Origin of the sequence: Microbispora sitophila, assembly GCF_014892245.1 — a bacterium.
Lineage (GTDB): Bacteria > Actinomycetota > Actinomycetes > Streptosporangiales > Streptosporangiaceae > Microbispora > Microbispora siamensis.
This window is the reverse complement of record NZ_JADBGC010000007.1, coordinates 114,456-127,703: the sequence shown is the minus strand read 5'-3', so window position 1 is coordinate 127,703 and position 13,248 is coordinate 114,456. Positions and strand designations below refer to the sequence as shown.

Below are 13,248 nucleotides of genomic sequence, written 5' to 3'. Positions count from 1 at the left end.
CCTGCGGGCATGGACCCCTGATGCATGGGTACGCGTGCCTCGGTGGACGACGCAGAGGTTGAGGGGTGGCTCAGATGCAGATCGGCATGATCGGGCTCGGCAAGATGGGCGGGAACATGGCCGAGCGGCTGCGGCGCGGCGGCCACGAGGTCGTCGGTTACGACCGCGATCCCTCCATCAGCGACGTCGGCAGCCTGAAGGACCTCGTCGAGAGGCTTCAGGCGCCGCGCGCGGTCTGGGTCATGGTCCCCGCGGGGGCGCCGACGCGGAGCACGGTCGAGCAACTGCGTGACCTGCTGTCGGAGGGCGACATCGTCATCGACGGCGGCAACTCGCACTATCTGGACGACCAGCGGCACGCGGCCGAACTCGGCGCCCACGGCATCGGCTTCGTCGACGTGGGCGTCAGCGGCGGCGTCTGGGGCCTGGAGTACGGCTACGCCCTGATGACCGGGGGCGACGAGGAGCACGTCCGCCGGCTCATGCCGATCTTCGAGACGCTCAAGCCCGAGGGCGAGGACGGCTTCGTCCACGCGGGCGGCGTGGGCGCCGGCCACTTCGCGAAGATGGTCCACAACGGCATCGAGTACGGCATGATGCAGGCCTTCGCCGAGGGCTGGGAGCTGCTGGAGGCCAGCGACGTCGTCACCAACGTGCCCGAGACGTTCAAGAGCTGGCGGCACGGCACGGTCATCCGGTCCTGGCTGCTCGACCTGCTGGTGCGGGCGCTGGAGGAGGACCCCGACCTCACCGAGCTCAAGGGCTACGCGGAGGACTCCGGCGAGGGCCGGTGGACGGTCCAGGCCGCCGTGGACCACGCCGTGCCCCTGCCGGCCATCACGGCCGCGCTCTACGCCCGCTTCGCCTCGCGCCAGGCCGACTCCCCGTCGATGAAGATGGTCGCGGCGCTGCGCAACCAGTTCGGCGGGCACGCGGTCGCCTCGGCCGAGGGCCAGACCGGCAAGGGCGCCGACGCCCCCGGAGCCGACGTCACCCCGCCGGTGGAGGCCGAGCGCTGACGCGCGGCCGGACCTCGGCGGTCGGGCGGCGCCGGCGCGGAGAAGTCCCGTAGCCGGCGGCGCCGATTCTCCACAGGCTGTGGACGAATCGGCGCGCATGCCCGCGCTCGACGGGAGGGGCACTAGCCTTGCGGGCGTGCACGTGGCGAGCCTGTCCCTCACCGACTTCCGGTCCTACCCCGAGGTCGAACTCGTGCTGGAACCGGGGGCGACGGCGTTCGTCGGGCCGAACGGACAGGGCAAGACCAACCTGGTCGAGGCGCTCGGCTACGTCGCGACCCATTCGAGCCACCGCGTGGCCACCGACGCGCCGCTCGTACGGCACGGTGCGCAACGCGCGATCGTGCGCGCGGCGGTGGTCAGGGACGACCGCCGCGCGTTGATCGAGATCGAGATCAACCCGGGCCGGGCCAACCGCGCCAGGGTGAACCGCTCGCCCGTCCCCCGGCCGCGCGACGCCCTCGGCCTGCTGCGGACCGTGCTGTTCGCCCCGGAGGACCTCGCGCTGGTCAAGGGCGACCCGTCCGAGCGCCGCCGTTTCCTGGACGACCTGCTCGTCGCCCGCGTCCCCAGGTTCGCGGGCGTGCGCGCCGACTACGAGCGCGTGCTCAAGCAGCGCAACGCGCTCCTGCGTACGGCCGCGGCGACGCGGGCGGGACGGCGGCGCGGCGGCCGCAGGCAGGAGGACGACGCGGCCTTCGCCGCCGCCGGCGCGGGAGACGTGCTGAGCACGCTCGAGGTCTGGGACTCCCACCTGGTGAGCCACGGGGCGGAACTGCTGGCGGCGCGGCTGCGCCTGGTGGACGCGCTGCGTCCGCTCGTGGCGAAGGCGTACGCCACTCTCGCGCCGTCGTCGGGACTCGCCGATCTCGAATACCGGCCATCGGGGTTATCCACAGATATCCCCACCCTGGGGACAAATCGGGAACTACTGGCCGAGCACCTGCGGGCGGGCCTCGCGGAGGCGCGCCAGGCGGAGCTCGAACGCGGCGTGACCCTCGTCGGCCCGCACCGCGACGACCTGCTGCTGCGGCTGGGCGAGCTGCCGGCCCGGGGCTACGCGAGCCACGGCGAGTCGTGGTCGTTCGCCCTCGCGCTGCGGCTGGCCGCCTACGACCTGCTGCGAGCCGACGGCGGCGACCCCGTCCTGATCCTGGACGACGTCTTCGCCGAGCTGGACGGCCAGCGGCGCAGGCGGCTCACCGAGATCGTCGCCCCGGCCGAGCAGGTGCTCATCACGGCGGCGGTGCCGGACGACGTGCCGCCCGAGCTGGCCGGCGCCCGGTTCGACGTGATGGAAGGGAACGTGACCCGTGTCCGATGAGATATCCACAGGCGGTGGACAGTCCCCGCAGGGCGCGGTCGCGCGGGGTGCCGCGCTGGCGCGGGAGAAGCTGGCCCAGGCGAAGGCAGACGCGCTGAAGCGGGGGCAGCTCCCGCGCACCGAGCCGCGCCGCCGCTCCGGCTCGGGCGCACCGCGGCGCGATTCCGGCGATCCGCTGCCGTTCGGCCGGGCGATCCGCGACCTGCTCGCCGCCCGGGGATGGGAGCAGCCGGTCGCGGTGGGCGGGGTCTTCGGCCGCTGGGCGGAGATCGTCGGCCCCGAGCTGGCCGTGCACACCAGGCCGGAGAGCTTCGAGGACGGCGAGGTGGTGGTCGCCGCCGACTCGACCGCCTGGGCGACCCAGGTCAGGCTCCTCGCGTCCACCCTGGTCAGGCGACTGAACGAGGAGCTCGGCGACGGCACCGTGACCCGCGTCAAGGTGCACGGCCCCGGCGCGGGTCACCGCCCGGAGGGCGGACTGCGCGTACGCGGGAGTCGCGGGCCGGGCGACACGTACGGCTGAGCGCCAGGTGGCGAGTGCCTCCCTGGGGCCCGCACCGGTCCGCGGGATCTCAGAACCGACCCGAGGGGACCCCGAACCGGCCCAAAATCGCGTCTGAGGCTCCCACCCCCATTCCGTGTGGGGGGTGCTCGGAAACATGATCGTCAAGCGACAGGGCATCACAGCCCCCGTGAATGCCACCTGATGTCCGTCGGACCGGTAGAATACAAACGGACTCAAGGACACGTCCGGTTTGCGTCACCCCGGTCCCATGGGCCGATTCCCCTGGGTGTGCGCATCGGGGCACTCACGACGGTGACGGGCACGGCAGGGGCAGCCAATCCACGGTGTCGCCCGCCGCGTGTCCGCGGCAGGAGGATTTCGCACTTGTCCTACGACGCTAGCTCTATCACCGTTCTCGAAGGGCTGGAAGCGGTCCGCAAGCGCCCCGGCATGTACATCGGTTCCACCGGTGAGCGCGGGCTGCACCATCTCGTCTACGAGATCGTCGACAACGCGGTCGACGAGGCGTTGGCCGGCCACAACGACCTGATCGAGGTCACCCTGCTCGCCGACGGCGGCGTGCGCGTGATGGACCACGGACGCGGCATTCCCGTGGGCATCGTCGCCGCCGAGGGCAGGCCCGCCGTCGAGGTCGTCTTCACCGTGCTGCACGCCGGCGGCAAGTTCGACAGCAAGTCGTACGCCGTCTCCGGCGGTCTGCACGGCGTGGGCGCCTCGGTCGTCAACGCGCTGTCGACGCGCCTGGAGGTCGAGGTCCGCACCGACGGCCACGTGTGGCGGCAGAAGTACCTGACGGCCAAGCCGACGGCCCCGCTGGAAAAGGGCGAGCCGACCGACGAGCACGGCACGACGATCAGCTTCTGGCCCGACCCGGACATTTTCGAGACGACCGCCTGGAACTTCGAGACGCTGGCGCGCCGATTCCAGGAGATGGCCTTCCTCAACAAGGGCCTGAAGATCACGCTGACCGACGAGCGGCCCGACCACATCATCGACGGCGCGCCCAAGGTGCTCACCTACCACTACGAGGGCGGCCTGTCCGACTTCGTCAAGCACCTGAACTCCAAGAAGGAGCCGATCCACAACTCCGTGATCGACTTCGAGGAGCACGGCGACGGCATCTCGGTCGAGATCGCCATGCAGTGGAACGCCTCCTACGCCGAGTCGGTCTACACGTTCGCCAACACGATCAACACGGCTGAGGGCGGCACTCACGAGGAGGGCTTCCGCGCGGCGCTGACCACCATCGTCAACCGGTATGCGCGCGAGCAGAAGTTCCTCAAGGAGGGCAAGGACGACAACCTCAGCGGCGACGACGTCCGCGAGGGCCTGGCCGCGATCATCTCGGTGAAGCTGGCCGATCCGCAGTTCGAGGGCCAGACCAAGACCAAGCTGGGCAACACCGAGGCGAAGTCGTTCGTCCAGAAGGCCTGCAACGACCACCTGCGTGACTGGTTCGAGCGCAACCCGGGCGAGGCCAAGGAGATCATCAACAAGTCGCTCCAGGCGGCCCGCGCCCGCATCGCGGCGCGGCAGGCCCGCGACCTCACCCGGCGCAAGTCGCTGCTGGAGAGCGGCAGCGGCCTTCCGGGCAAGCTGGCCGACTGCCAGTGGTCGGAGCCGGAGAAGTGCGAGCTGTTCATCGTCGAGGGCGACTCGGCCGGCGGCTCGGCCAAGGGCGGGCGCGACCCCAAGTTCCAGGCGATCCTCCCGCTCCGCGGCAAGATCCTGAACGTCGAGAAGGCCCGGATCGACAAGGTCCTCAAGAACAACGAGGTCCAGGCGCTCATCACGGCTCTCGGCACCGGCGTCCACGACGAGTTCGACATCTCGAAGCTGCGCTACCACAAGCTGATCCTGATGGCGGACGCCGACGTGGACGGCCAGCACATCACCACGCTGCTGCTGACGCTGCTGTTCCGCTTCATGCGCCCGCTGATCGAGGCCGGGCACGTCTACCTGTCCCAGCCGCCGCTCTACAAGATCAAGTGGGACCGCAAGGGCGAGGACGCCTCGTACGCGTACTCCGACCGGGAGCGGGACGCGATCATCGAGGACGGCGTCGCCCGCGGCCGGCGCGACCCCCGGCTCCACGACGGTGTGCAGCGGTTCAAGGGTCTGGGCGAGATGAACGCCTCCCAGCTGTGGGACACCACGATGAACCCCGACACCCGGGTGCTGCGCCAGGTCACCCTCGACGACGCCGCCCAGGCCGACGACCTGTTCAGCGTGCTGATGGGTGAGGACGTCGAGGCCCGCAGGAACTTCATCATCACCAACGCCCGCGACGTCCGGTTCCTCGACGTCTGAGCAGCGCGGCCAACCAGAAGGACTTTTCGTGACGGAAGTGAACACGCCGCCTGGGCCCCCCGCCGATCGCATCGAGCCGGTCGACATCCAGGCCGAGATGCAGCGCAGCTACATGGACTACGCGATGTCCGTCATCGTGTCCCGCGCGCTGCCCGACGTCCGCGACGGCCTCAAGCCCGTGCACCGCCGCGTGCTGTACGCGATGTTCGACGGCGGCTACCGGCCCGACCGCGGCTACTTCAAGTGCTCCCGCGTCGTCGGCGACGTCATGGGCTCCTACCACCCCCACGGCGACACGTCGATCTACGACACCGTCGTACGGCTCGCGCAGCCGTGGTCGCTGCGCTACCCCCTCGTCGACGGCCAGGGCAACTTCGGCTCGCCGGGCAACGACCCGGCCGCCGCGATGCGGTACACCGAGTGCCGCCTCGCGCCGATCGCCATGGAGATGCTCCGGGACATCGACAAGGAGACCGTCGACTTCCAGCCCAACTACGACGGGCGGTCGCAGGAGCCGGTCGTCCTTCCGTCGCGGTTCCCGAACCTGCTGGTCAACGGGTCCGCCGGCATCGCCGTGGGCATGGCGACGAACATCCCGCCGCACAACCTCCGTGAGGTCGGCGAGGCCGTCAAGTGGGCGCTCGACAACCCCGAGGCCACCGACGAGGAACTGCTCAACGGGCTGCTCGCGCGGGTCAAGGGCCCCGACTTCCCGACCGGCGCGCTGATCGTCGGCCGTCGCGGCATCGAGGACGCCTACCGCACCGGCCGCGGCTCGATCATCATGCGGGCCGTCGTCGAGGTCGAGGAGGACGCCAAGGGGCGGCAGTGCCTGGTCGTCACGGCCCTGCCGTACCAGGTGAACCCGGACAACCTGGCGCTCACGATCGCCGAGCTGGTCAGGGACGGCAAGATCACCGGGATCGCGGACGTCCGCGACGAGACGTCCTCGCGCACCGGCCAGCGGCTGGTGATCGTGCTCAAGCGTGACGCGGTCGCCAAGGTCGTGCTGAACAACCTCTACAAGCACACCCAGCTCCAGACCACGTTCGGCGCGAACATGATCGCGCTGGTGGACGGCGTGCCGCGGACGCTGCGGCTCGACCAGTTCGTCCGGCACTACATCACGCACCAGATCGAGGTCGTGGTCCGGCGGACCCGGTTCCTGCTGCGCAAGGCGGAGGAGCGGGCCCACATCCTGCGCGGTCTGCTCAAGGCGCTCGACCGGCTCGACGACGTCATCGCCCTGATCAGGCGGTCGCCGTCGGCGGCCGAGGCGCAGGGCGGCCTGATGACGCTGCTGGACATCGACCAGGTCCAGGCGCAGGCCATCCTGGACATGCAGCTGCGCAAGCTGGCCGCGCTGGAGCGGCAGCAGATCCAGGACGAGTACGACGGCCTGATGGCGCAGATCGCCGACTACCAGGACATCCTCGCCTCCGAGCCCCGGCAGCGCCGGCTCGTGTCGGACGAGCTCGGGGAGATCGTCGCCAAGTACGGCGACGAACGCAAGACCGAGATCACCGCGTACGAGGGCGACATGTCCATCGAGGACCTGATCGCCGAGGAGGACGTGGTCGTCACGATCACGCGCGGCGGCTACGCCAAGCGGACGAGCACCGACCTCTACCGGGCGCAGCGGCGCGGCGGCAAGGGCGTCAGGGGCGCGCAGCTGCGCCAGGACGACATCGTCGAGCACTTCTTCGTCACCACGACGCACCACTGGCTGCTGGCCTTCACCAACAAGGGCCGGGTCTACCGCTTCAAGGCGTACGAGCTGCCGGACTCGGGCCGGGACGCCCGCGGCCAGCACCTGGCCAACCTGCTCGCCATGCAGCCCGACGAGCACGTGATGGAGATCCTCGACCTGCGGGACTACAACGTCGCGCCCTACCTGGTGCTGGCGACCCGCAGCGGTCTGGTGAAGAAGACGCGGCTTTCCGAATACGATTCGCCGCGATCCGGTGGCCTGATCGCGATCAATCTGCGCGAAGATGACGAGGTGATCGCCGCCCGTCTCGTCTCCGAGGGTGATGATCTGCTGCTCGTGTCCAAGAACGCGCAGTCGATCAGGTTCACCGCCTCGGACGATGCGCTGCGCCCGATGGGCCGCGCCACCAGCGGTGTGATCGGCATGCGGTTCGTGGACGGTGACGAACTTCTCGCGATGAACGTCATGAGCGACGGCGATGACGTGTTGATCGCGACCGAGGGTGGGTATGCGAAGCGGACACCCGCCGACCAGTACCCGGTCCAGGGCCGGGGCGGCAAGGGCGTACTGACGGCGAAGATCGTCAGTGCTCGTGGCAAGCTGGTCGGAGCCGTCATGGTGCGTCCCGAGGACGAGGTCTTCGCGATCACCTCTGCCGGCGGGGTGATCCGTACCAGCGCCGGCGAGATCAAGCAGTCGGGCCGCCAGACCATGGGCGTCCGCCTGATGAACCTGGCCGAGGGTGACAGCGTTGTGGCCCTCGCTCGCAACGCCGAGTCGTTGGAGACCGAGGAGAACGGGGCAGGAGGCGAGGCATGAGCGAGCGAATCGTCATCCGCGAATGCGCACCAGGTGAGGGCGTGGCATGAGCGACACCGGTGGGCCGCGGACACCCGGCAGCAAGCAGAGACCCACGGGCGCCCGCCCGGCGTCGTCCCCGAACGGGGTTACCGCGCGGGCGCACGATGGCGGTAGCGTCGCCAAGGTGGCTTCCGAAGGAGATGACGTGACCGCCGCCGACAAGGCGAAGGCCGACGACACCATGCGCATCCGGACCTCGGCCGCTGACCAGCCGTGGAAGCGGCAGGCGGCCACGGACGGCGCGTCCGACAACGGCAGCAGGTCCGACGGCGGCGGGGCGACCGCGCAGTACCCCCGGCCCACCGGCCTCGGTGCGTCCACACCCGCTGTGGACAACGCCCGTCCGTCTGTGGACAACGGCCGGCCCTCGGCGGACGGCGGTTCCGTACGCGGCCTGAGCTTCGGCCCGGCCGGAGACCGCGCCGAGTCCTCCAAGAAGGACAAGGACAAGGACAAGAAGCTCGGCGTGCGTCCGCCGCGCAAGGCCCACCTGGTCCTGCGCAGGATCGAGCCGTGGTCGGCGATGAAGTTCAGCTTCGTCGTGTCGCTGGTGTGCTTCGTCGTGCTGTTCGTGGCCGTCGCCGTGCTGTACGGCGTGCTGTCGGCACTCGGCGTCTTCTCCTCGATCACCGACACCGTCAACCAGCTCACCAGCGGCGCCGGTGGCGCCGGGGCCGGCACCATCGACATCGGCAGCTGGTTCGAGCCGGTCCGCATCCTCGGGTACGCGGCCCTGCTGGGCGCGCTGAACGTCGTGCTCATCACCGCGCTGTCCACGCTCGGCGCCGTGATCTACAACATCTCCGCGGACCTCGTGGGCGGTGTTGAGGTCACGTTCAGCGAAGCCGAGTGACCCTACCGGTACGGCAGGCCGCCCACACGAGCGGCCCGCCGTACGGATGCGCCTCGATGGCACGACCACGGGCCCGGACACGGTAAGCTTTTCCTCGTTCGGAACGACGGATTCGCCACCGGAAACGGGATGCGGTAACGTTCGTTGCGCGGTGCGGGGCTATAGCTCAGTCGGTTAGAGCGCTTCCCTGATAAGGAAGAGGTCCCAGGTTCAAGTCCTGGTAGCCCCACCTCGATAAACGCCCCGAAGCGATCAAGCTCCGGGGCTCTTTGCTGCAACGGGTACTGCAACAGAGTCACTCGAATAGTCCCGTCACCCTCTTGAGGGCATTCTCCCGGCTCTCACCGTCCCCGTGCGTGTAGATCTCCATCGTCACCGAGATCCGGCTGTGCCCGAGGATTTCCATCGCGTCACGCGGCGCGACGCCGAGCTTCTTGAGCAAGGACGCGGCGGTGTGCCGGAGGTCGTGAACGCGGATCGGCCGGAGCTTGTGCGTCTCCACGATCCGGGCGAAGGACCGGGCGAGGTTGCGCGGCTCGATCGGCTTGCCCGATCTGGTCGTGAAGACGAGTCCGGTGTCCGTCCAGTCCTTCCCCGCCTCCTCGCGGAGGATCTGCTGGCCGTCCCGCTGGATCTCCAACGCCTCCCGCACGACGCCAAGGAGAGGCAGCGACCGGTTGCCTGGCCCTCGTCTTCACCGGCCCGTGGTGCAGCTCCTTGCCGACCCGGACGAGCTGACGCCGGATGTGGACGTGGCCCTCGTCAAAGTCGACGTCCACCCAGCGGAGCCCCAGAGCCTCGCCACGGCGCAGGCCGTACACGAGGAGGAGCACGAAGGCCGGGTACAGCGGGTCATAGCGCGCGACCCGCAGGAAGGCCCTCGCCTCGTCAGCCGTCCAAGGCTGATTCCGCTTGGCGTCAACTGCCGGAAAAGTCGCCAGCCGAGCGACGTTCCGAGAGATGATCTCTTCCCGCATGGCCCTCGTCAGGGCCGCACTCAGCACGTTCCGCATGACGTGAACCGTGCCGATCGCGTGACCCTCCCCATTGAGCTTGCTGTTGAGGAAGGTCTGAACCTCAGCGACGGTCAGCCGGTCGAGCTTCTTCCGGCCCAACGCAGGCTTGAGGTAGAGACGGACCATGGTCTCGTACTTCGCGTAGGTGGTTTTCCGGATCGAGTGGCGGGCGACGTCCTGCAACCAGTAATCGAGGTAGTCGCCGACCTTCCACGTACGATCAGCCGCAGGCACACCGCGCCGAGACTTGATCTTCATTTCCTCGATCTTGGCTCGCGCCTCGTCGGCCGTCTTGCCGTAGACGGTCTTCCGCTTCTCCGTGCCGTCAGCGGTGAGTACGTAGACCTGCCCGCACCACTTACCGTCCGCCCGCTGATAGACGGTGCCCTCGTTGTTGGCCCGCTTGCGACGGGTCTTCTTCCGGGGTTGATCGCCGGAGGTTCCGGCCGTACGGGTTGCCATCAAGGCGGCGGCGCGGCGCGCCGCCGCACCGCGGCGCATCGCCCGCCCGCCGTCCGGGCGTGCGGCCTGGGGGCCGGTCCCGGCCGGCAGCGGCTCGCGCCGCCCGCCGCACACCAGCCCGCCGTACCCAAGCCTCCCTCGGACGAGCGCCGCACCGCCGCCCGACGGCACGTTGCCCTCTACTTTTCACCGGTCAAGCACTGTCGGCCACACCGCCGCCTCCTCACCGTCAGCCGTAATCCGATCGGTGGAGCGGGCAGACTCACCTTAGTCCTTGGACCAGGTGAGGGTGATGCGGTAGCCCAGGTGGTCGGCGGGGACCTTGACCGGGTACATCACCCACATGTTCCCGAAAGCCTTGGCCTTCTTGACGTAGAGGGTCACCCCGACCAGGCCCGTGACGTGGGTCCTGGAGATGGGCATCACTTTGGTGGTGTGCTTGCTGTCTTGGGTGTAGTCCCCGTCCAAGGCGAAATTGGCCCCTTGGTCGGGATCGTTCCAGTAGCTCGTGCCGGTGGGGGTCGAGTCGCACGCCATGGCGCACAGCACAAGCTCCTTCCTCCAGGTGACCTGGGATGCGGTGGTGAGCACGAACTCCACCACGTCCTTGTTGGCGATCGGGACGGCCGAGGCGGTGACGACGTCTTCGCTGTCTTGGCTGTTGGGGGCGTTGTAGATGGTGAAGTTGGGTGCCGCAGCGGTCGCGGAGGGGGCCGCCAGGGTCACCGGGGTCGTCGGGGGCGCTGCGGCGGCGGGCGGAACCAGGGCGGCGATCGTCGCGACGGCTGCGGCGAAGGCTCGGGCGGGCTTGGCCATGGATGGTCCTCTCTCGGGGTGGCTGCCTGGATCGAGTGCCGATACGGGAGACGGTGGGCCCACAAAGAGAAACACTCAGAGTCACCATGTGATAACTCTCTGCATAGACAGGCAACTGTGGCCTATCGATGCCGGGCAGGCCACCACGGGGTTCGCGGGGATCAGACAGGTCGGCGCTACCCCTGGGCCACTTGTGGCGCAACATCCGCGCGACAAGAGTGGCGACGTCACCGTCAGTAATTGAAGGGAAACTCTATGGATACCAGTGCGTCGCCCCACCCCCGTCGAGCGGCCTGGAAGGTGACCGGCCTGCTGGCCGGAGCCTGCACGGTGGCCCTGGCCGCCCCCTTCGCTCCGGCCGCTGCGAGCACGAGTTCCGTCGCTGCGCCAGCGGCCGCCCCGGCTGCGGGGGCCGTCGCGCGCCGTGTGCCCGACTGGCATGCCATCACCGACAGCATGGTGTCCTCCGGCACGTTCACTCAGGCGGCGATCATCACGCGCGACGGTGCGCACAACCTCGCCCAGACCGGCGGCCTGTACATCACCGAACGCCAGACCCTGGCCCACGCCTTCGACTACCCCGGCTCGTACCAGGGCGACCTCATCACCATCGGCGGCAGAAGGTGGTACGTCCTCAAGGCCGACGCACAGGCGATGGCCGCGGAGGGAAACAACAAGATCTACTTCTGGGCCGAACCGACCGCGCAGACCATCGTCGTCGCCGTGTACGACGCCAACAAGACCAAACCGCTCGTCGCCAAGGCCGAACTCGACAAGGCCACGACCTCGATCCGCAACCAGGGGTACTAAGAGGCCCTCTTCACTCCTCCCCGCAATCGCGGGGAGGATCGAAGACAGCCCCTGAGCTGAACGATCGCTACCTCTCAAGTCGGCAGCAGGGTGGATGCGACAGCCTTTCGGCCCTGCCGTCGTGCATCAGCATCGCCTCACCGGCGCAGGCCGACTCAGCCTCGCGACTGTCCATAGCCGTGCTGTTAGCGGGTGACGCGCCTTCCTGCCTCCGGCGGGGGCCTCCGGCTCCAGGATGATCTCCCGTGCACAAGTGAGATCCGTGGGTGGTTGCGGTGCTGATCGTCCCGCCGCCGTCGCCCCCAGGACAAGCCGAGCAGACCAGGGCCACGGGGCCAAGGTCGTTCGTCCAGTGGGGCGCTCCACCTTGGCCCCGTGGCCCTGGCCCGCTCCCCTGACGGGTGGGACGACGGCGACGGGAAGATCAGCAGGGAGTACGTGCGGGCATCTGCCCAGGGCAGCGCAGTACTGCAACGGCTACTGCAACAGAGGTACACGACGGCTCACACCGACGACCGTCCAGCACTGGTCGAGAGCGCAACCCGAGCCCCTGATCGGGCAGTGAACAGTCCTGATAAGGAAGAGGTCCCAGGTTCAAGTCCTGGAAGCCCCACCACGAAGTACCAGCTCAGAGGCCAGTTCCCAAGACCAGGGACCTGGTCTTTTGATCGTTTGACCGTCATCTGACCGTCGCGCTGTCCGTCACCAACGGGCACCGACGCGTTCAAGTGAGTTTCCGGGCGGCATCTTGATCAGACGACAACTGCGTCGTAAGCGCAGAGGACAAGGACAAACCTCACGTCGCCCCGCGCGTGTGCAGCGACAAGCCAGGCGAGCAGAGCTTCGGCCCGAGGAGTGCTGCGATGGCGCGGCTGAGTTGCCTCTCGAAGAGGGGAAGCGCCTGGCAACCTCGCGCTAGCCGTGGTTCACTGCGCCGTAGCGCAACCCGTCGTACAGAAGCGTGGCGATGCGTAGCGCATCGTCCTTCCAGCCTTTGGCGCGCATCCCGCAGATGCCGCCAAGGGCGCGCAGCACGACGCGCCCGCTGATGCCATTGCGGACGAGGCCGGCTGCAACACCTGCGGCGAGAAGTTCGTCGAGGGCGCGGGCCATCTCGTCGCGCGCGTCGTCGAAGACCGGCGAATCGGTTGCCATGATGCTCTCCAGCGCCTCACCCATCCCTCTGCCTACTGCCGCATGCTCCACGAGCAGCAGCAGGAAGGTGCGCAGTGCTTCGTCCGGGGCGTGTTGCGCGAGCAGCCGGGCGGGGCTTGCGCAGAGCTCGGCGACCTCCTGGCGGTACACCTCCGCGACGAGCGCCTCGCGCGTCGCGAAGTGGCGGTACAGCGTGCCGACGGCCACGTCGGCTCGGCGGGCGATCTCCTCCACATGGGTGTCGTCGTCGGCGAGGAACGCCTCACGCGCCGCGGCTAGGAGCGCTTCGCGGTTGCGGCGGGCATCTGCGCGCAGTGGACGTGATGACGGCAACGGTCCTCCATAAGGTGAATCAGACTCCGTTTAAGTGTACAGTTTCCGGAGT

The 13,248-nt window shown here is 68.8% G+C and carries 10 protein-coding genes, 1 tRNA gene and 1 pseudogene; 8 read left to right on the top strand and 4 right to left on the bottom strand.

All coding sequences use genetic code 11. The annotated features are described in order from the left end of the window. The first annotated feature begins 74 nt into the window (after positions 1-74). The 7 genes from gnd (at position 75) to IL992_RS14575 (ending at position 8,833) form a co-directional block, all read left to right on the top strand. On the top strand, positions 75-1,019 hold the full coding sequence (gene gnd / locus IL992_RS14605) for a phosphogluconate dehydrogenase (NAD(+)-dependent, decarboxylating) (protein ID WP_193204107.1): 945 nt from the start codon (positions 75-77) through the stop codon (positions 1,017-1,019). 136 nt (positions 1,020-1,155) lie between these two features. Next, positions 1,156-2,343 (top strand): DNA replication/repair protein RecF, encoded by a 1,188-nt coding sequence (gene recF / locus IL992_RS14600; RefSeq protein WP_193203901.1) that lies wholly within the window; start codon positions 1,156-1,158, stop codon positions 2,341-2,343. Beyond that, entirely contained in the window at positions 2,333-2,866 is a 534-nt protein-coding gene (locus tag IL992_RS14595) for a DUF721 domain-containing protein (protein WP_319018545.1), read from the top strand. The genes recF and IL992_RS14595 overlap by 11 nt, the downstream gene beginning before the upstream one ends. A gap of 366 nt (positions 2,867-3,232) precedes the next feature. Then, on the top strand, positions 3,233-5,179 hold the full coding sequence (gene gyrB / locus IL992_RS14590) for a DNA topoisomerase (ATP-hydrolyzing) subunit B (RefSeq protein ID WP_193203900.1): 1,947 nt from the start codon (positions 3,233-3,235) through the stop codon (positions 5,177-5,179). Between the two features lie 28 nt (positions 5,180-5,207). Continuing rightward, positions 5,208-7,709 carry a DNA gyrase subunit A gene (gyrA, locus tag IL992_RS14585; RefSeq protein ID WP_193203899.1) on the top strand — a complete coding sequence of 834 codons (2,502 nt, stop codon included), beginning with the start codon at positions 5,208-5,210 and terminating at the stop codon, positions 7,707-7,709. A gap of 187 nt (positions 7,710-7,896) precedes the next feature. Next, complete coding sequence (locus IL992_RS14580) at positions 7,897-8,604, top strand: DUF3566 domain-containing protein (RefSeq protein WP_319018544.1); 708 nt, start codon at positions 7,897-7,899, stop codon at positions 8,602-8,604. A 155-nt stretch (positions 8,605-8,759) separates the two neighbouring features. Then, positions 8,760-8,833: transfer RNA gene (locus IL992_RS14575), tRNA-Ile, on the top strand. A 66-nt stretch (positions 8,834-8,899) separates the two neighbouring features. Here IL992_RS14575 and IL992_RS46210 read toward each other — a convergent pair. From IL992_RS46210 to IL992_RS14565, 3 genes and pseudogenes are all read right to left on the bottom strand, one after another. Beyond that, entirely contained in the window at positions 8,900-9,256 is a 357-nt protein-coding gene (locus IL992_RS46210; RefSeq protein WP_319018543.1) for a tyrosine-type recombinase/integrase, read from the bottom strand. Positions 9,257-9,668: 412 nt separating this feature from the next. Continuing rightward, positions 9,669-9,878: pseudogene (locus tag IL992_RS48930) on the bottom strand (N-terminal phage integrase SAM-like domain-containing protein); the annotation flags it as partial. Between the two features lie 471 nt (positions 9,879-10,349). Further along, the gene (locus IL992_RS14565) at positions 10,350-10,898 is read right to left on the bottom strand and encodes a hypothetical protein (RefSeq protein ID WP_193203897.1); all 549 of its coding nucleotides are present in this window, start codon (positions 10,896-10,898) and stop codon (positions 10,350-10,352) included. 255 nt (positions 10,899-11,153) lie between these two features. On the opposite strand from IL992_RS14565, the gene IL992_RS14560 reads away from it, so the two are divergent. Then, entirely contained in the window at positions 11,154-11,708 is a 555-nt protein-coding gene (locus tag IL992_RS14560; RefSeq protein WP_193203896.1) for a profilin, read from the top strand. A gap of 915 nt (positions 11,709-12,623) precedes the next feature. Here the strand turns inward: IL992_RS14560 and IL992_RS14555 are convergent. Further along, positions 12,624-13,196 (bottom strand): TetR/AcrR family transcriptional regulator, encoded by a 573-nt coding sequence (locus IL992_RS14555; RefSeq protein ID WP_193203895.1) that lies wholly within the window; start codon positions 13,194-13,196, stop codon positions 12,624-12,626. Between the last annotated feature and the right edge of the window lie 52 nt (positions 13,197-13,248).

Coding starts and splice junctions, on each gene's coding strand:
- gnd (WP_193204107.1), top strand. CDS start 75: ATGCAGATCGGCATGATCGGGCTCGGCAAGATGGGCGGGAACATGGCC.
- IL992_RS14565 (WP_193203897.1), bottom strand. CDS start 10,898: ATGGCCAAGCCCGCCCGAGCCTTCGCCGCAGCCGTCGCGACGATCGCC.
- IL992_RS14560 (WP_193203896.1), top strand. CDS start 11,154: ATGGATACCAGTGCGTCGCCCCACCCCCGTCGAGCGGCCTGGAAGGTG.